The organism is Thalassobacter stenotrophicus, assembly GCF_001458315.1.
GTDB classification, from domain to species: Bacteria; Pseudomonadota; Alphaproteobacteria; order Rhodobacterales; family Rhodobacteraceae; genus Thalassobacter; species Thalassobacter stenotrophicus.
The window spans coordinates 416555-434406 of sequence record NZ_CYRX01000031.1; the positions used below are offsets into that span (position 1 = coordinate 416555).

Annotated in this window: 16 protein-coding genes; 6 read left to right on the plus strand and 10 right to left on the minus strand. The window is 60.5% G+C overall.

The window, feature by feature from the left end; all coding sequences use genetic code 11:
• The first annotated feature begins 232 nt into the window (after positions 1 to 232).
• Both THS5294_RS12620 and THS5294_RS12625 read left to right on the plus strand, forming a co-directional pair.
• Positions 233 to 3133 carry a valine--tRNA ligase gene (locus THS5294_RS12620; RefSeq protein ID WP_058124044.1) on the plus strand — a complete coding sequence of 967 codons (2901 nt, stop codon included), beginning with the start codon at positions 233 to 235 and terminating at the stop codon, positions 3131 to 3133.
• 169 nt (positions 3134 to 3302) lie between these two features.
• Positions 3303 to 3788, plus strand: a complete 486-nt coding sequence (locus THS5294_RS12625) for a YHS domain-containing (seleno)protein (RefSeq protein WP_058124045.1) — start codon at positions 3303 to 3305, stop codon at positions 3786 to 3788.
• Between the two features lie 43 nt (positions 3789 to 3831).
• On the opposite strand, the gene THS5294_RS12630 is transcribed toward THS5294_RS12625, so the two are convergent.
• The gene (locus THS5294_RS12630; protein ID WP_072936632.1) at positions 3832 to 4518 is read right to left on the minus strand and encodes a hypothetical protein; all 687 of its coding nucleotides are present in this window, start codon (positions 4516 to 4518) and stop codon (positions 3832 to 3834) included.
• A 155-nt stretch (positions 4519 to 4673) separates the two neighbouring features.
• Between THS5294_RS12630 and THS5294_RS12635 the strand changes: the two genes are divergently transcribed.
• The 3 genes from THS5294_RS12635 to THS5294_RS12645 are packed head-to-tail and all read left to right on the plus strand — an operon-like array spanning position 4674 to position 6795.
• Entirely contained in the window at positions 4674 to 5669 is a 996-nt protein-coding gene (locus THS5294_RS12635) for a glycosyltransferase family 2 protein (protein WP_072936633.1), read from the plus strand.
• Positions 5669 to 6403 carry a class I SAM-dependent methyltransferase gene (locus THS5294_RS12640; protein WP_058124047.1) on the plus strand — a complete coding sequence of 245 codons (735 nt, stop codon included), beginning with the start codon at positions 5669 to 5671 and terminating at the stop codon, positions 6401 to 6403. The genes THS5294_RS12635 and THS5294_RS12640 overlap by 1 nt, the downstream gene beginning before the upstream one ends.
• Complete coding sequence (locus THS5294_RS12645; protein ID WP_058124048.1) at positions 6403 to 6795, plus strand: GtrA family protein; 393 nt, start codon at positions 6403 to 6405, stop codon at positions 6793 to 6795. The genes THS5294_RS12640 and THS5294_RS12645 overlap by 1 nt, the downstream gene beginning before the upstream one ends.
• Here THS5294_RS12645 and THS5294_RS12650 read toward each other — a convergent pair.
• Both THS5294_RS12650 and THS5294_RS12655 read right to left on the minus strand, forming a co-directional pair.
• Positions 6777 to 8375 carry a DUF6798 domain-containing protein gene (locus THS5294_RS12650; RefSeq protein ID WP_139278625.1) on the minus strand — a complete coding sequence of 533 codons (1599 nt, stop codon included), beginning with the start codon at positions 8373 to 8375 and terminating at the stop codon, positions 6777 to 6779. The two genes, THS5294_RS12645 and THS5294_RS12650, sit on opposite strands and share 19 nt — an antisense overlap.
• A 204-nt stretch (positions 8376 to 8579) precedes the next feature.
• Positions 8580 to 9506, minus strand: a complete 927-nt coding sequence (locus THS5294_RS12655) for an MBL fold metallo-hydrolase (protein ID WP_116904190.1) — start codon at positions 9504 to 9506, stop codon at positions 8580 to 8582.
• Between the two features lie 137 nt (positions 9507 to 9643).
• Here THS5294_RS12655 and gltX point away from each other — a divergent pair, with 137 nt between their 5' ends.
• A complete protein-coding gene (gltX, locus tag THS5294_RS12660; RefSeq protein ID WP_058124051.1) occupies positions 9644 to 10969 on the plus strand; it encodes a glutamate--tRNA ligase in 1326 nt (441 codons plus the stop codon).
• Positions 10970 to 11397: 428 nt separating this feature from the next.
• Here gltX and THS5294_RS12665 read toward each other — a convergent pair whose 3' ends face one another.
• From THS5294_RS12665 to THS5294_RS12695, 7 genes are all read right to left on the minus strand, one after another.
• The gene (locus THS5294_RS12665) at positions 11398 to 12009 is read right to left on the minus strand and encodes an SCO family protein (protein WP_058124052.1); all 612 of its coding nucleotides are present in this window, start codon (positions 12007 to 12009) and stop codon (positions 11398 to 11400) included.
• Between the two features lie 24 nt (positions 12010 to 12033).
• A complete protein-coding gene (locus THS5294_RS12670; protein WP_058124053.1) occupies positions 12034 to 12630 on the minus strand; it encodes a copper chaperone PCu(A)C in 597 nt (198 codons plus the stop codon).
• Positions 12631 to 12840: 210 nt separating this feature from the next.
• Positions 12841 to 14289 (minus strand): TRAP transporter large permease, encoded by a 1449-nt coding sequence (locus THS5294_RS12675; RefSeq protein ID WP_038007019.1) that lies wholly within the window; start codon positions 14287 to 14289, stop codon positions 12841 to 12843.
• 12 nt (positions 14290 to 14301) lie between these two features.
• Positions 14302 to 15093 (minus strand): TRAP transporter small permease subunit, encoded by a 792-nt coding sequence (locus tag THS5294_RS12680; protein ID WP_058124054.1) that lies wholly within the window; start codon positions 15091 to 15093, stop codon positions 14302 to 14304.
• Between the two features lie 150 nt (positions 15094 to 15243).
• Entirely contained in the window at positions 15244 to 16296 is a 1053-nt protein-coding gene (locus THS5294_RS12685) for a TRAP transporter substrate-binding protein (RefSeq protein WP_058124055.1), read from the minus strand.
• Positions 16297 to 16660: 364 nt separating this feature from the next.
• Positions 16661 to 17500 carry an N-acyl homoserine lactonase family protein gene (locus tag THS5294_RS12690; protein ID WP_058124056.1) on the minus strand — a complete coding sequence of 280 codons (840 nt, stop codon included), beginning with the start codon at positions 17498 to 17500 and terminating at the stop codon, positions 16661 to 16663.
• The gene (locus THS5294_RS12695) at positions 17497 to 17802 is read right to left on the minus strand and encodes a putative quinol monooxygenase (protein WP_038007014.1); all 306 of its coding nucleotides are present in this window, start codon (positions 17800 to 17802) and stop codon (positions 17497 to 17499) included. Before THS5294_RS12695 ends, THS5294_RS12690 begins: the two co-directional genes overlap by 4 nt.
• Positions 17803 to 17852: the final 50 nt, after the last annotated feature.

Consider the following 17852-nt stretch of genomic DNA (forward strand, 5'->3'; position numbering starts at 1 on the left):
CAGCGGCCTGCATTGGCGCAAAATTCTTGGGTTTTTGCACATGCACGCGGCCCACCCACACGGCCCACGCAGATCGGTCCCCAAACGGACCACCACAACAAGGGCCCGCACGGCAAAACAGCACTCTAAACCGCCCCCATCCCCCGCACAGCCACCCCCGACCCAGACCAGCGGCTTGTGACGCCTTCGCGGTTGCGCTATTTGCCACGCGAAACCGTGAGGAAAGAGCCCGATGTCGATGGAAAAAACGTTCAATGCCGCTGAGGCCGAAGCCCGCATTTCCGCCAAGTGGTTGGCCGAGAAATGCTTTGCCGCTGGCGCCAACTGGGACGGAGCCAAGGACAGCTTTTCCATCGTGATCCCGCCCCCCAACGTGACAGGCTCCCTGCACATGGGGCACGCGTTCAACAACACACTGCAAGACATTCTTGTTCGCTGGAAGCGGATGCAGGGTTTTGACACCCTTTGGCAGCCCGGCACCGACCACGCGGGCATCGCGACCCAAATGGTGACCGAGCGTGAGATGGCCGAAAACGGCGAACCCACCCGCGCCGAAATGGGCCGTGAGGCGTTCTTGCAGCGCGTCTGGCAGCAAAAAGCCAAATCGCGCGGCACGATCATCGGCCAGTTGCAGCGCCTAGGTGCGTCCTGCGATTGGGACCGTGAGGCATTTACGATGGGTGGCGCTCCCGGTGACCCCGACGCAAGCGAGCAAAACTTCCACGACGCGGTGATCAAAGTCTTTGTTGAGATGTACAACAAAGGCCTGATCTATCGCGGCAAACGCTTGGTCAACTGGGACCCCAAGTTTGAGACCGCGATCTCGGACCTAGAGGTCGAGAACATCGAAGTCGCGGGCCACATGTGGCACTTCAAATACCCCCTCGCGGGCGGCGCGACCTATGAATACGTCGAAAAGGATGAGGACGGAAACGTCACCCTACGCGAAACGCGCGACTACATCTCGATCGCGACCACACGGCCCGAAACGATGCTGGGTGACGGCGCCGTAGCCGTGCACCCATCGGATGAACGATATGCGCCAATTGTCGGAAAACTCTGCGAAATTCCCGTCGGACCCAAGGAACATCGCCGCCTGATTCCGATCATCACCGACGACTACCCTGATCCCGATTTCGGCTCGGGCGCGGTGAAAATCACCGGTGCGCACGACTTTAATGACTACGGCGTGGCCAAGCGCGGCAGTATCCCCTGCTACCGCCTGATGGACACCAAGGCCGCGATGCGTGCTGACGGCGCACCCTACGCAGAAGCCGCCGCCATCGCCCAAGAGGTCGCAGATGGTAAGCGCACACTAACCGAAAGCGAAACCGACGCTCTCAACCTCGTGCCCGAGGATTACCGCGGCATGGACCGGTTCGCCGCGCGCGACGCCGTTGTCGCCGCTATCACGGCCGAAGGCCTCGCGGTCATGACGACCGAGACCGTCACGGATGAGGACGGAGCCGAGCAAACGCGCGCCATACCAATGGTCGAAAATAAGCCCATCATGCAGCCCTTTGGCGACCGCTCCAAAGTCGTGATTGAGCCGATGCTAACCGACCAATGGTTCGTCGACGCCGAACAAATCGTCACCCCCGCACTGGACGCGGTCCGCGACGGTACCGTCAAAATCCTGCCCGAAAGCGGTGAAAAGACCTACTACCACTGGCTCGAAAACATCGAGCCATGGTGCATTTCGCGTCAATTGTGGTGGGGTCACCAAATTCCGGTGTGGTTCGATGCCGATGGCAACCAATATTGCGCCACCACCGAAGCCGAGGCACAGGCCCAAGCCGGCGCGGGCGTTGCCCTCACGCGCGACCCCGACGTCCTTGACACGTGGTTCTCCTCGGGCCTTTGGCCCATCGGCACGCTCGGCTGGCCCGAACCCACCCCCGAGATGGAGAAATATTTCCCCACGTCCGTCCTTGTGACCGGCCAAGACATCCTGTTCTTCTGGGTCGCCCGGATGATGATGATGCAACTTGCGGTCGTGGACGAAATCCCCTTCCACGAGGTCTACCTCCACGGTCTTGTCCGCGACGCCAAGGGCAAGAAGATGTCCAAATCCGTAGGCAACGTGGTCGACCCACTGGACGTGATCGACGAATTCGGCGCCGATGCGCTGCGGTTCTCAAGCGCTGCGATGGCGGCCTTGGGCGGTGTGCTCAAGCTGGATATGGAGCGGATCAAGGGCTACCGGAACTTCGGCACCAAACTGTGGAACGCCGCCCGTTTCGCGGAACTGTATGAGGCCGTCGGCGCGGACGCCGCCGCCAAAACGACCCAACCCACGCCCGAGGCCACCCTCAACAAATGGATCATAGGTGAGGTCGGCCGCACCCGCGAAGCCGTGGACGCAGCCCTTGCGGATTACCGCTTTAACGATGCGGCGAACGCGCTTTATGCTTTTGTCTGGGGCACTTACTGCGATTGGTACGTCGAATTCTCAAAGCCGCTATTGCAGGGTGATGACGCGGCCGCCAAGGCTGAAACCCAAGCCACCCTCGCGTGGGCGCTGGATCAATGCATCCTGATGCTGCACCCGATCATGCCGTTCATCACCGAGGACCTCTGGGCCCAAACCGCCCAGCGCGACACGATGTGTGTGCACGGGGCATGGCCCACGATCGGGGCCGAGGCCGTCGATCCACAGGCCGACGCCGAAATGAACTGGGTCATCGGTTTCATCGAAGGCATCCGCTCGGCACGCGCGCAGATGAACGTGCCCGCTGGGTTGTATATCCCCGTTGTCCGGCTAGAGGCAGACGCCACCGCCCGCGCCGCCTATGCCAACAACAAGGCCCTGATCGACCGCATGGCCCGGATCGAAAGCCTGACGGACGCCGACACTGCCCCCAAAGGTGCGATCTCGGTGGCTGTGGGGGCTGCCAGCTTTGCACTGCCGCTCAAAGACATCATCGACGTCGACAAAGAACGCGGCCGGCTAGAGAAAAACCTCGGCAAGCTGGACAAAGAGATCAAGGGCCTGTCGGGCCGGGTCAACAACCCCAAGTTCGCCGTCTCAGCTCCTGCCGAAGTGGTCGAAGAAGCCCGCGCAAACCTTACCGCCCGTGAGGGAGAGGCCGAGGTCGTGCGCGCCGCCCTTGCCCGCTTGGCCGAAATCTAACAGCGCATCATCCGGGCGGCGGGTCACACGATCCGCCGCCCGCCTCCAATCCAAACGGGACCAACGCACACGCACCCGTGAGCAGAGGTGATTTGTCTCCCGCCGCGGCCAAGGGCATCTAGGGTTCAACGACACATGTCATTTGATCTCTTGTTAAGGACACATCCTCATGCCTCTCACGCGCCGCACTTTGCTCATCGCTTCCGCAGCCTCCCTCGCCACTGTCTACGGCATCCAATCCGTCATCGCTGATACCGGCGATCTGGGTGGGCTGATCTACAAAACCTCCGACGGGGTCGCCATCGATGGCACCGACACCGTGGCCTACTTTACCCAAGGCAAGCCCGTTGCGGGTTCCGCCGCGTTTACGCACGACTGGCAAGGTGCGACATGGCAGTTCTCCTCTGCCGAGAACCGCGATCTGTTTGCAGCCGACCCCACCGCCTATGCCCCCCAATACGGCGGCTACTGCGCGTGGGCCGTGGGTGAGAAAAACAGCCTCGCCTCCACCGAGCCGGAGCGTTGGGCCATCGTAGACGACAAGCTTTACCTAAACTTTAACCGCGGCGTGCAGCGTCGCTGGGACAAGGATCGCGCTGGCTTCATTGCCCAAGGCGATATCAACTGGCCCGATCTGGTGGCCGGAAACTCCTGATCCATGCAACACGCGCCGCGACCCACCACCGGGCGCGGCGTTTTCACTTATGATCCGCACGCGCGTGCCGGACTGCATTCCCCTGCGGCAGCACCTCCACGGACCGCACCAAGATAATCTCACACCCCGCAGGGAACCCATCGCTGCGCACCCGCGAAGAGGTCCAAGGCCGCAGCCCATCACCCATCACGCTGACCAAGTAGCCACGTATCTGCACGGCCTGCCCCACCTCAACCGCCATCAGTGCCGCTTTGACCGCAGCATCAGCCGGGATCAAATGATTGTTCGTCACCAAATGATCCCAATCGTGGGGCATCGTGCGGGTGTCGTCCGCCTGAAATCGGATCATCCGGGTCCCGGTGCGATACCGAACCCGGGCGTCATATTCCGAGTCTAACAGCTCTCCGTAAATTATACCTAAATCTAACGGGGACACAGCTGACACCGCATCAAACCGGTAGGGTTTGCGCGTCACGACCCGCCCCGTCAGCACGTAACTCTCAAGAATTTCAGCCGCAAAGCCTGCTCCCAGATCAACCGAAACATTCTGAATATCTACCTGCTGTGGCGCAGCCCCAAGGGGCACATCCCCTCTCACGGACGGCAGATCGCCCGTGACCAAATCAACAGGCGGCCCCGCAAATGGCCGCCCCGCATCCACCGCCGCCAGCACCAAGCCCACAGCCACAAAACCCACCGCCAACAGGGACATATCACTCTTGTCGAACATGCCCCCACCTAGCCGGCCCCAGTGGCGAAAGTGAGGCGCAAGCCCCCCCAATCCACCCAAACATATCCCCACAAACGGCCCGCTTGGGACAAATAAAAGCCGGATTTTGGCCCATACTCAAAACCGTCATATAGCGACAAACCGGGGACAATCCGATGACCATGCACCAACCGACCCTTCGTCCGGCCTACCCTGCGCCGCTCCCGCGCAAGCTGGTCTCGCTGCTGGTGCCTGTGTTCAACGAACAAGAAGCAGTCTCAGCCTTTTTGACCGAAATCGACCGCGTCTTTGCGCCCCTGCACGCCACCTACGATTACGAGGTGATCTTTGTGAATGACGGCTCACGCGATGCGACCGAATTCGTGATCCGCAGCCGCATGACCGACAACCCACATATCCACCTGATCAACCTGTCGCGCAACTTTGGCAAAGAGGCGGCACTTTCTGCAGCCATCGACCACGCGCAGGGCGATGTCTGCATCCCCATCGACGTTGATTTGCAGGACCCCCCCGAGGTCATTCCCGAAATGCTGGACCTATGGTCCAAGGGTGCTCAAATCGTTAACGCCCGCCGTGCCAACCGCACCCAAGACACATGGATCAAGCGCAAGACCGCCCAAGGCTTTTACCGTGTTTTCAACGCACTCGCAGATCACAGCATACCCCAAGACGTGGGCGACTTCCGGCTGCTCGATCGCCAAGTGATCGACGTTCTGCGCGACATGAATGAACGCGTTCGCTTTAACAAAGCGCTCTTTAGCTGGGTCGGATTCGAAACCGAAGAGGTCACCTTTGACCGCCCCGAACGCCAAGCCGGAACCAGCGCTTGGACCTATTGGAAACTGTGGAATTTCGCCCTCGACGGGATCTTCTCCTCCTCCACCGTGCCCTTGCGAATTTGGACCTACGCAGGCGGCACACTGGCCCTAATGGCCTTCCTCTATGCGGCCGTTTTGTTCTTTCGCACGCTTGTCGTTGGCATCGACGTGCCGGGCTATGCCTCCACGATGATCACCATTTTGATGTTCGGCGGGCTCAACCTTTTTGCCATCGGGATCGTTGGCGAATACATCGCACGCATCTATTCGGAGGTCCGTGAGAGACCCCTTTATGTGCTGCGTTCCATCCATAATCCCGGGGGACAAAACTAATGGATCGAGCAGTTTTTGAAAGAATGGCCGCACAAGAAGGGGTGCATTGGTGGTTCGCCGCACGCCGCACCATCATTCGCACCGTCATTGAGCGGATGATCGACCTGCCGGACGCCCCCCGTATCCTAGAGGCGGGCTGTGGAACTGGCGGCAACCTCGGGATGCTCAGCGACTTTGGGGCCCTGCGCGCGTTTGAGTTGGACCACGATGCCCGCGCCACCGCCACCCAGAAAAGCGGCGTCGCCGTGGCCGAGGGCGCATTGCCCGGCCCCCTCCCGTTTGAAGCTGAGACCTTCGATCTGATCGGACTGTTCGACGTTCTTGAACACGTCGAGGACCATCAGGCATCGCTGGCTAGCCTGCGCACAAAACTCGCGCCAAAGGGCCGCGTCCTCATGACCGTGCCCGCGTTTCCGTGGCTGTGGTCCGCGCATGATGAACGGCATCACCACTACCGCCGCTACACCCGTGCCAGCCTAAAGGGCGTCGCGAACGATGCGGGCCTGCGCGTAGAGCGCAGCTTTTACTTTAACTCAGCGCTGTTCCCCGTGGCCGTTGCAGGGCGCGCGATCAAATCGGCCCTGCACAGCGATGCCGTCGATGACGCGCTGCCTGCCCCCATGATCAACAGCGCGCTGCGCGGTGTCTTTGCCGCCGAACGCCACCTTGTGGGCCGCCTTACCCTGCCCTTTGGCCTCTCGCTCTGCGCGGTCCTATCCGCCGACGACGACTGATGCGCGCGGCACGACTGACACGCTTTGCCAGTGTTGGCGCGCTCGCGACGGGCGTCCATGTGGGTGTCGCGCTCGGGGCGGCACATGCCCTGATGCTCGCGCCGCAAATGGCCAATACCGCAGGGTTTTGCGCCGCCGTACTGCTGTCGTACTTCGGGCATGGGCGATTGGTGTTCCACACCAACCTACGCCACCGCTTCCACGGGCCACGGTTCCTTGCGACAGCGGTTTTGGGGCTCATGGTGTCGTCGTCCATCACACAAACGATGACCGTCTGGCTCGACGTGCCGTTTGCCCTAACGATGGCATGTGTGGCTCTCGCTGTGCCCGTCGCCACCTATTTGATGTGCAAATTCTGGGTGTTCCGGCCGGACTATTCCGCCGCCTCGTAAACCACGAGGGTGGCGCCCGTGATCGGCCGCACCAGCCCCGCACACGTGGGCGGCACCTCACCGGGTGCTACTGCGCGTACATAGTATTCCGCGCCCGTGGCCTGCATGATCGCGCCCATTGCCTCACACGTCCCGGCCTGCCGCTGATCCTCATCCCAAAGGGCAATCGCGGGCCAGCCAATGGCCTCCACGTGCTCGGGCTTGGGGGTTAACACCTGATCAATCCGCGCGCGCGTCAGCGCGGCCTGCGCGGGTTGCGCGACGGAAAACAACTTGAAATCAACATAGGCGCTGCGCTGCGCGTAATGCCGAAACGATGATAGCCCCACGGGGATCACAAACAGCGCATCTTGGGGCGTTTGCGCACGGATTTGCGCCAACACGTCGCGGGTCTCTGCCGGCACAAAGGGCGGCAGCGTCGCGGGCGGGAACACCAACGGCACCGCCAAGCACGCCCCCACCGCAGTCGCCCGTGGCCCCCATTCGAACCGGTGCAGACCCATGACCACGAGGCCCGCCGCAAGCATCCCAGCCCCCGCCACGCTGCCGTTCACGCCCACGATCGCGGCCAAAACCACCCCGCAGCCTAGGCTGGCCGTGCCCACGCCTACGCGCCAAATTCCCGCGAGTGCGATCACCGGTCCCAGCACAAACAACAGAGGGGTTGAGCGGTTGGCATCTAAGATAAACAGGGCCGAAGTTTCGGCGACCCCCAGCTTATACACCACCAAGGTCACCGCGTGCAGAACCGTAAAGGCCAGCATCAGCCCGACACCGAAACGCCCCAGCCAACGATCCGTCCGCGCGACCAACGCGGCCCCGGTCCAACCGGCCAACAGATACAGCGTCGCGACCCCGATATCCCCCCACGGCGGATCGTAATGATGCGGCGCGCGAAAGCGGTAAGCATCGGTGATCAGGTCGATCTCACCCCCCTCACCGCCCGCGTCCGCCAACACCCCGCGCCCCACGATCCACACAGCAGGCAACGCCGCGATCAACGCCACACACGCCAGCGTCCACGTCGCGCGCGGCTGCGCGAGCAACAGGCCCAGCCCCAAAATCCACGCCCCGTGGATCGCGGTCATCGGCTGAGCGTAAGCCGCACCCGCCAAACACAGCCCCGCCAAAACAAAACGCCGCCCCAACGCAGCGGCGACCGCCAACAGCACACAGGCCAAGGCCACATTGTGGTGATGGAAAAACGCGCCGATCAATCCACCAAAATCGCCGCGTCCCAATCCGTCCAGCGGCCCCAACACCCCCAGCGCCAGCACTACGGGCAGCGCCAGCATCGGCGCACCGAACCCGCCAAGTGCCCCCATCACGGCCCCCGCGCACACAACGGCCAAGGCAATGACCGCCACACGGAACACAGGCTCCACGCCCGGGCCGCTCTGCCCCAACCAATAGAGCCATTCGTAAACCAGCGCATGGTTGGCAAACATTTGCAGTTGGTCATCGCGGGCAAACAGCGCGCCGTTTGCTTTGTATTCGGCCAAGGGCGCATAGGCGAAATCATCGCCAAACGGAAACGGCACATGCCCCACAAGCGCATGGGCCATCAGCCCAAATGCCACGGCGAACACTCCTGCAATAAGGGGGGAACGGGTCTCCATAAGGCTTTTGTGGCCGCGCGCGGGGCCTCTGCCAAGTCTGCATCCCGGATTGCACCCACAATCGGCGGGCACGTTGACCCAGCAGCAACACTCACCACACGAAACACCAACGAAAAAGGCCAAGCCGCTCAGCAGCTTGGCCCCCAATGTTATCGCGCTCAGTCCCTACAGCATGAACTGATAGGTCGCAGGCGTGTAGCGGAACCCATCCGCGCGTGGCTCGACAAACCCGACCCCCGGGAACGGCATGTGATAGCCCAGCATCGGCAGCTTGTCGGCGGCCAACATGCCAAGCACGTTGCGCCGGGTCGCGGCAGCAGCGGCCTTGTCACGGTCAAACCGCACCTCCCAGTCGGGATAGCCCAGCGACCAGACATAGTGGTTGGCCAAATCCGCCGTCAAAACCAACTGCCGACCAGCGCTTTCAATCATGTAGCCCATGTGCCCCGGCGTATGGCCAAACATCGCCATCGCGGTCACGCCCGACGCGACCGCGCCACCGTCCTCCAAAAAGGTCATCTGTTCGGCCAAGGGGGCGACTTTGGCGTCAAAACCCTCATTCCCGGTGCCGGACATCGTATCAAATTCGACCCGCCCAGTGAGGTACGCGGCATTGGCAAACGTGCGCGAGCCATCCTCACGGGTTAACCCACCAATGTGGTCGCCATGGGCATGAGTGATCACGACATGTGTGATTGCATCGGCGCTATACCCCGCCTGCTCCAACAGCCCCGAGATCCCTTCACCGGAAAACCCAGTGTCGAACAGGATCAGCTCCGCGCCTGTGTTAACCACGGTCGGATTAAAAAAGAACTGCACCTTATCGTCAGGGATAAACGCCTGTGCCGACGCCCCTGCGAATGTCTTTTCATCGACATTCATGCCGAAAATGCCCTGCGGCTCTTCTACGGTGCGGGTGCCCCCCAAAAGGGCGGTCACTTCCATCTCGCCCACGGCGAAGCGATGGAATGTGGGCTGCGTGTTGCCCAGCTTGTCGGTCATCCCTTGGGCAGACACGCTGGTGGCGGCGGCACCCGCAAAGGGTAACGCGGCAGAGGCTGCCAAGGCTTGGCGACGGGTAAAGGTTGTCATGGGTTTCTCCCTCATAAATGTCTTTCCCCAGACATAGCGCGACTGCGCCCACAGTCCCGCCCCTGATGCGCACACAAAGCCGTGACACTGGACATCGGCGCGCGCGCGTGACACATCCCCGCCCAAAGGAGTCCCCCATGACCACCACCCGTTTTGCCCCTTCGCCCACGGGCTACCTGCACGTCGGCAACCTGCGCACCGCGCTGTTTAACTACCTGATCGCGCGCAAGGCGGGCGGCACCTTCATCCTGCGCCTCGACGACACCGATCCCGAGCGTTCGAAGCCCGAATTCGCAGACGCCATCAAAGAGGACCTCGAATGGCTGGGCCTGACATGGGATCGGGTTGAAACACAATCCTCACGGCTAGACCGCTACGTCGCCGCCGCCGACGATCTGCGCACAAAGGGCCGGTTCTATGAGGCCTTCGAGACCCCGATTGAACTGGATCTCAAACGCAAAAAACAACTGAACATGGGCAAGCCCCCGGTCTATGACCGCGCGGCCCTCGCGCTCAGCGACGCCGAAAAAGACGCCCTCCGCGCAGAACGCGGCGACGGCGTGTGGCGGTTCAAACTGGACCACACACGTATCGAATGGGCTGACCAAATTCTGGGTGAGATGTCGATCGACGCAGCCTCCGTGTCGGACCCCGTCCTAATCCGCGGCGATGGCCAATTCCTCTACACACTGGCCTCGGTCGTCGATGACACGGAAATGGGTGTGACACACGTGGTGCGCGGCTCGGATCACGTCACGAACACGGCCACACAGATCCAAATTATTGAGGCCCTCGGCGGCGCAGTGCCCAGCTTTGCGCACCACTCGCTCCTGACCGGCCCACAGGGTGAGGCACTATCCAAACGGTTGGGCACACTGTCCCTGCGCGATCTGCGCGCCCGCGGCGTCGAGCCAATGGCGCTCCTGTCGCACATGGCCCGCCTCGGCTCCTCCGATCCGTTTGAGCTGCGCACGTCGGTTGAAGAATTGGTCGAGAATTTCGACGTCACCCGCTTTGGCGCAGCCCCGACCAAGTTCGATGAGGACGACCTTTTCCCAATCACGGCACGCCACCTCGCGTCCCTGCCGCTCGAAACCGTAGCCTCGGACATCGCAAACCTAGGCGTGCCCAGCGATCAGGCCGAGCGGTTCTGGCGCGTCGTGCGCGAAAACATAACGACCCGCGCGGACATGGCCGCATGGTGGGCAATGTTCCAAAACGGAGCGACACCAATCGTAGACGAAGAAGACGCCGAGTTCGTAGCAACAGCCTTCGACCTCCTGCCTTCCGCACCCTACGACGATAGCACTTGGGGCACATGGACCGCAGCCGTCAAAGAGGCGACGGGCCGCAAAGGCAAAGGCCTGTTCATGCCCCTGCGCAAGGCGGTCACAGGCCGCGAACGCGGTCCCGACATGAGCGACGTCATGGCCCTGTTCCAGATCGCGCCGCCAAAACCATAAATCCCAAAAACTCGGTCAGCGCGCTTACAAACACGCGCTGACCCCGATCGTTAAGCTTCAATGCCGCTTTGATCTGGAACCTTCCGAACCAGAGAACTGATCGTTTAAGCGTCGTACCCTCGGTGCAATACACTGCTGACGTTGACCCAACTCCGCCGATTTTTGGATATTTAAGAACCAAAGAAGCGATTAACCTTAACGCGCTATTAAGATCGTTGGTGCAGGGTGGAGAGGCGGTACAGGCGGGGACGCCGATGACCGTAACCGAAGAAGGAAGGCCCTCCGGCGTAGCGGACATGCGCGCTGCGAGGGCCTGACAAACCGGGCCTGGCTTTCATGAAAAAAGGGGCGCCACAATGTGCAGCGCCCCCCTCTTTGGTTTCTAAATATCCATCGCGACGCGCGAAGCGCGGCGCAACTCGAAGGGTCTAGCTATTCACCGCGGCCATGATCTTCGCTTTCGCGCTTTCTGCGTCTTCGCCATAGCTGATCTTTTCGAACAGCTTGCCATCCGCATCCAACACATAGATCGAGGCGAAATGATCGAGGGTGTAGTCACCATCACCCAACGGCCGTTTTTGCCAGTAAACCCGCCAACTGCGCGCCATCGCCCAGACATCCTCGGGCGTGCCCGTGATACCGGTTACTCGGTCTGACTGTGCGGTCAGGTAATCCGACAGGAACTCAGATGTGTCCCGCTCGGGGTCTACTGTCACGAAGAACGCTTCAACATCACCAGCCGCCGGACCGAGGTCCTGGAACCATGTCTCCATGTCATAGACCGTGGTCGGGCAGATTTCGGGGCAATGGGTAAACCCAAAGAACAGCAGGCTGGGCTGCCCTTTGAACGCGGCCTCGGTGATCTCGGCGCCCGTGTGATCCACCAGAGAAAACGGCGCGCCGAACTCGACGGACGTGGCCAAGCTGCCCGCCCCTGCGCCCGACCGGCCATCCCACACGACCCGTAGCAACAGCCCAGCCGATATCGCCAGCACCCCGACCGACAGCCCCAGCAGGATCGTCAACATTCGTTTCGACATGTCTCTGCCCTCCCGAGCGGTTGGCTAGTGGTGTTTGTGACCGTGGCTGCCGTGACCATCTGCGCCGGTCATCTCACGCACTTGATCGAGGGGCAGCACGGCGAAGGGCAACGTCACCTCGCCCGCGTTTTCGAACACCAGTGTCACATCGTGACTGACGCCCGCGTCTAGGCCCTGAGGCAGCCCCATGAACATGATGTGCAGGCCACCGGGAACCAGCTTGACCATTTCACCGGCGGGCAGTGCGATGCCACCTTCGACCTCAAACATACGCATGACGTCGCTGTCCATCTCCATGGTGTGCAGCTCGACCTTGCCGGCGACATCTGCACCCACGCGGGCGGCGATCAGGGTGTCATCTGTCGCACCCATGTTGTGCAGCGTGACAAAACCACCGGCCGCAGGGGCCGCAGGGGGCGTTGCACGGATCATGGCGTTCATCACCATAATGTCACCGACCTTGGCCTTGGCCATTTCACCATGGCTCATTCCGACTTTGCCGGTGCTGGTCACAGCCACAGGGGCGGCACTGGCGTGCGCGCCATCGTGATGGGCAGTGGCGGGAGTGAGCAAGCCAAGGCAAACAGCCGAAGCCAGCGCAAGAGACGCAGGTTTCCACATAGGATCATCCTTTTATTTTGCGCCCCAGGCGTCCGATCCGGGGCAGATGCGCGCCGCGCGGGTGGCAGTCCACGTTTTGCTTGAGGCAGATATGGCGTGATCCCCGCAGCGGTTCAAGGGCAAAGGGACCGCGTGTCGCAGGGGCGCGGCCACGAAAAAACCGCGCCCCGAAAGGCGCGGTTTTCAATTTTCACCAGCTGATTGCTGATGCTAGTTTCCGTAGGCCACCGATGGCAGCCACGTCGTCAGCGCGGGGAAGGCAAACACAATGCCCAGACCCAACAGCTGCAGCAGCACGAAGGGGATCACACCTTTGTAGATATGGCTCAGCGACACACCGGGGGGGCACACGCCCTTGAGGTAGAACAGCGCAAAGCCAACCGGCGGCGTCAAGAACGAGGTCTGCAACGTCACCGCCACAAGGATCGCGAACCACACCACTGCAGGATCTTGGACCTGACCAAAGCCCGGCACAGCCAGCTCAAGCCCCTGAATGATCGGCAGCATCAGCGGCATGATGATGATCGTGATCTCGATCCAGTCCAGCAAGAAACCCAGCAGGAACACGAGGAACAGGATGAACGCCACGATCATGTAGGGGTTATCAAAGATACCCAAGATGTGGTTTTCGATGATCTCATCCCCACCGTAGCGGCGCAGAACGAAAGCAAAGAAGTTCGCCGCGAGGAAGATACCCACGATGTAACCGGCCGTGTTCAGAGTGGAGCGTGCGACCTCAACAAAGACTTTGAAGTTCAGCTTGCGGTTCAGAACCGCCAGCATCGTGGCCCCGAATGCACCCAGACCAGAGGCCTCGGTCGGCGTCGCGATACCCGCAAAGATCGAACCCAGCACCAGCAGGATCAGGAACATCGGCGGCACAACGGCCAACAATACTTCCTTGACCACGGGCCAACCAACCTCATCGGTCTTTTCCGGCGCAGGCATCGAGCTGGGCGAGATCAGGCCAAACACCACGATGAACGTGATATACAGCGCACCCAGCAGCAGCCCGGGGAACAGCGCCCCCATGAACAGATCACCCAGCGAAATGGCCAGCTGATCGGACATGATCACCAGCATGATCGACGGTGGGATCAAAATCCCGAGCGTACCGGCAGAGGCAATCGTACCCGTCGCAATCGGCTTGGAGTAGTTCTGCTTCATCATCGCAGGCAGGGCCATCACGCCCAGCAACGTCACCGACGCACCAATCACCCCGGTCGAGGCCGCAAGGATGATCCCGATCAGCAGAACCGTCAGGGACAAACCACCCTTCAGGCCACCAAACAGCTTTTGCATGGCGTGCATCATCCGCTGAGCAACGCCGGATTGATCCAGCATCAGGCCCATGTAGATGAACATCGGCAGCGCCACCAAAACAGGGTTCTGCACGATATTGCCAAACAGCCGTGACCCCAGCGCCCCAAGGCGTTGATAGTCGATGCCCGTACGGTCAAACTCAATCACATCGCGGAAATTGGACCGGAACGGATCAAGGAAAATCTCGGCGATCAACACAAAGATCAGCGACACACCCACCAGCGCGAACGCCACCGGGACGCCGCGGAACAGCAGGAAAATAAAGGTGAGGAACATCGCCAGCACGGCGATTTCGTTGAGGGTGACAAACGCCCCCAGGACTTCAAGGATACCCATGATATTGGAGCCTTACGATTTAGGGGCCATGGCGCGCGCGGCACCAATAAGCACAAGGGTCAAGACAAGCGCGATGGCGACGGAGGGGGCGGTCTCAAACGGACCCCACTCGATCTCATCGAAATAGTCGGCACGGGTCACTTGGCGGAAGGTCGTTCCCTCTTCGGAGGTGAAATAGATAAACCACCAGCTTGCGTAATAGACGACCAAATTCACCAAGAACATGATCGACGGAAACGCGTAGAACAGCTTTTTCCACAGAACCGGCTCACACAAGGTGGCAAGGCGGCGGGTATAGGTGAACCACGCAGCAGCGCCCACAAAGATGAAGCTGACGTTCATGAAACACTTCAGCAGCCACAGGTTATGCAAACCGTTGGGGCTAGAGGACCCTTCCATGGCGGCAACACTGGCGATGGCGTAATGGATCGTCAGGTCCCAGCACAGGATCACAAACGGCAAAAACAGCCAAACCAAGCCAAAGCAGTCGATCTTGGCCTGCTTTTCGGGGGCGTAGTTGTCGTAGAAAATATCCACGCGCACGTGGCCATTGGTTGTCACGGCGTAACCGATAGCGATCAGAACGGCGGCACCATACAGCCACCACTGCATGTCATCCAACCACGCTTGGTTAAAACCAGACTGCCGCAGGATAACCTGCGCCACGATGGCCATCATCAGGATCGGGAACAGCCACGCAAAAACGTTTGAAATCTGAATGATGGCGCGATCACCGGCATTGTGCGCGGCACGACCAACCTCACCGGGGTCGGAAATGGCCACGACGGGCTCTTGGTTCTCCATCTGTCTGCTCCGTGTTGCATGCCTCTTTTTTCAAGCGGGCATGGCAGGGGGTCTGATAAAAAAGGCCGGGCGGTCCGCTATTTCAGGATCGCCCGGCCCAAGGTCTTTGGCCTTAAGCCCGCGTTACCACGCGCTTAAAGGACCACGCACTTAGTTGCGTGGGCGTGGCAGGTAGATCGAGTTGCCCCAGGTTTTGTAGCCTGCGCGGTACTCTTGCAGATCGTCCCACACTTCTTTGAAGTATGCATCTTCGGACGCCAGCTCTGCAGCCACTTCGTTCCATGTGGTCTCGAATGTTTCGAGGATCTCGGGCGACCACTGTTTGATGGTCACGCCTTGGTTTTCAACGTTGTCGACCATGGCGGGGAAGTTTGTGGCTTCGCCTTCTGCGTAGTTGGTCGTCAGGTTTGCCAAGCAAGCCATTTCGATCTGGTTTTGCGACATCTCATCGAGGTCTTCCCAACGATCGCGGTTGATCATCAGCTCATAGATGGTCGCGGGCTGGTGCCAACCTGGGAAGTAGTTGAACTTCGCGATATTATAGAAGCCCAGACGCGCGTCGATGACGGGCATGGAGAATTCGGTCGCATCGATCGCGCCACGCTCCAGCGCGGGGAAGATGTCACCACCAGCCAGCAGCGATGTGGAAACGCCAAGACGCTGCATGACTTCAGCACCCAGGCCGAAGAAGCGCATGTTCAGGCCTTCGAGGTCGGAGATCGAGTTGATCTCGTTCTTGAACCAGCCGGATGTCTCGGGTGCGGTCACACCACAGGGCAGAACGTGGACGTTAAAGCCAGCTTCGACGTACATGCGCTGGAACAGCTCCAAACCGTCGTCGTACAGCATCCAGCCAAGGAATTCGCCAGCTTCTGGGCCGAAAGGCACAGCGGAGAACAGCGATGCTGCGGGGATTTTACCCTGCCAGTAACCAGCAGTGGTGTAGGCCGCGTCTACGGAACCGGACGACACAGCGTCGAGAGCTTCGAGGGCGGGGACCAGCTCACCGGGATCGAAGTGCTCAAATTCCACTTCGGTGGAGATCGAGTTGATCTTGGCGACAAAGTCGGTGGCGCCGGTGCCGAGGATTGGCAGGTTCTTACCGAACGCTGTGGTCATCTCGAACACTTCTTGGGACTGTGCTGCGGTGCCGGTGACGGCAAGCGCGGTCACAGTGCCCAGCGCGATTGATTTCAGTTTCATGTTGAGTTCCTCCCGTGGAACATAGGTTTTGGTGAAGTTTCCTTACCGATTTGGCAAGGCGTTTACTAGGGACCGATCGCACCTAACGCATAGTCTTACGACAGTGGAATGCGCCTTTAGCGGGCCATCGTGCAGGATAATGTCTCCCCATTGCTCAGTATCAATGCAAAAATTGCGCTGATACCCCGTTCCCATGGCACTTTTAGACCGACAGACTTATCGGGTCAATTGCAGCACCCCGATAATGTTTTCGCTAACGGCATGGTTTACGCCCCCAACAGCCGCCGCACCCTACGGGTTACTGGGTATGCAATCAGGGACAACCGGCTATGCGCTAGGCGATAGGGTCGAATCGATCACACGTTTACGAATCGGTAATAGAGTTTAACCAATCCGCATCCGCCGCGACCGGGCCCGCATCCAACCGCCAGATGTCCGCGCCCTCTTGCCAGCGGGGAAAAACCTGCCGCACAAGCGGGTCATGACCCGGCACAATCAGCCCCGGCGCCGACACCAGTGACTTGAGCGTCTCGAACCCCGCCAACATGTCATCCACATCCACAACCAGCGGGAATACCTTGCCGCGGAACACGTTCTCATAATAATGCGCCGCATCAGACGCGAGGCATAGCCACCCCGCCTGCGTGCGCACCTGCACCGCCTGCAATCCCTTCGAATGCCCCCCGATACAGTGTAACCGGACGCCATCGGCGATCTCGGCACTGCCGTCATGAAACTGCACCTGCCCCGCGAACAGCCGTTTGACCGCCTCACACACGTGATCGGCCGTAAACGGCATCCGCAGCGCGTCGTGGCACATGCAGGGGCCGGTCGCAAAAGCCATCTCAGCCGCCTGAAGATGCAGTTTCGCGTTAGGAAACAGGTGCAATCCCCCGGCGTGGTCGTAATGCAGGTGTGTGACGATCACCTCCGTCACATCCTCTGCCGCAATACCCAAGGGCTTGAGCGCCGTACGGGGGTCGATCTGGATGGGCCGGTCCCGGCGCGTGGCCTCGGGGGCGTCATATCCGGTATCGACCAAGATCACCCGCGCGCCCTGCCGCAGCACCCAGATATAATAGTCCATCTCATGCGGGGTATCGTGGGCGTCATCGAACAAAAAGCTGTCAGCACGGGTCCGGGCGTTCCGCTCCGCGTACTTGACAGCCAGAACCTCCCACGTGCCGCTTTCGCCCGTCGTCATGCCTCCGCCCCACCTTGGCGGACGTTCACATAGGTCTGCACTGTCTTTTGCCGCACCATGTCTTCAATCGCCGCCGTGAACACATGGTAATGCGGCGACGCGCGGTGGGCATCAAAGCTGGCCGCATCGGAATACAGCTCATACAGCATCACCTCATTCGGGCGCCCCGGATCCGTACACACGTCAAACTGGTGGCACCCGGGTTCCAACAGTTCCGATGTCTCGGCGTTATGGCACACCAAGTCTGTGAAGGCCGCGACGGCCTCTGGTTTGATTTCGAACGTAACGACGACAGCGAACATATGTGTCTCTTTCCGGGTCTGGATTAATGTATACATTAATGTATACATTG

What these genes read in the sequence shown, in the direction of transcription:
- THS5294_RS12645 (WP_058124048.1), top strand. Translation starts at nt 6,403, where the DNA reads ATGCGCGCGGCACGACTGACACGCTTTGCCAGTGTTGGCGCGCTCGCG.
- THS5294_RS12675 (WP_038007019.1), bottom strand. Translation starts at nt 14,289, where the DNA reads ATGGGTATCCTTGAAGTCCTGGGGGCGTTTGTCACCCTCAACGAAATC.
- THS5294_RS12685 (WP_058124055.1), bottom strand. Translation starts at nt 16,296, where the DNA reads ATGAAACTGAAATCAATCGCGCTGGGCACTGTGACCGCGCTTGCCGTC.
- THS5294_RS12665 (WP_058124052.1), bottom strand. Translation starts at nt 12,009, where the DNA reads ATGTCGAAACGAATGTTGACGATCCTGCTGGGGCTGTCGGTCGGGGTG.
- THS5294_RS12635 (WP_072936633.1), top strand. Translation starts at nt 4,674, where the DNA reads ATGACCATGCACCAACCGACCCTTCGTCCGGCCTACCCTGCGCCGCTC.
- THS5294_RS12690 (WP_058124056.1), bottom strand. Translation starts at nt 17,500, where the DNA reads ATGACGACGGGCGAAAGCGGCACGTGGGAGGTTCTGGCTGTCAAGTAC.
- THS5294_RS12630 (WP_072936632.1), bottom strand. Translation starts at nt 4,518, where the DNA reads ATGTTCGACAAGAGTGATATGTCCCTGTTGGCGGTGGGTTTTGTGGCT.
- THS5294_RS12640 (WP_058124047.1), top strand. Translation starts at nt 5,669, where the DNA reads ATGGATCGAGCAGTTTTTGAAAGAATGGCCGCACAAGAAGGGGTGCAT.
- THS5294_RS12620 (WP_058124044.1), top strand. Translation starts at nt 233, where the DNA reads ATGTCGATGGAAAAAACGTTCAATGCCGCTGAGGCCGAAGCCCGCATT.
- gltX (WP_058124051.1), top strand. Translation starts at nt 9,644, where the DNA reads ATGACCACCACCCGTTTTGCCCCTTCGCCCACGGGCTACCTGCACGTC.
- THS5294_RS12680 (WP_058124054.1), bottom strand. Translation starts at nt 15,093, where the DNA reads ATGGAGAACCAAGAGCCCGTCGTGGCCATTTCCGACCCCGGTGAGGTT.
- THS5294_RS12625 (WP_058124045.1), top strand. Translation starts at nt 3,303, where the DNA reads ATGCCTCTCACGCGCCGCACTTTGCTCATCGCTTCCGCAGCCTCCCTC.
- THS5294_RS12670 (WP_058124053.1), bottom strand. Translation starts at nt 12,630, where the DNA reads ATGTGGAAACCTGCGTCTCTTGCGCTGGCTTCGGCTGTTTGCCTTGGC.
- THS5294_RS12695 (WP_038007014.1), bottom strand. Translation starts at nt 17,802, where the DNA reads ATGTTCGCTGTCGTCGTTACGTTCGAAATCAAACCAGAGGCCGTCGCG.
- THS5294_RS12655 (WP_116904190.1), bottom strand. Translation starts at nt 9,506, where the DNA reads ATGACAACCTTTACCCGTCGCCAAGCCTTGGCAGCCTCTGCCGCGTTA.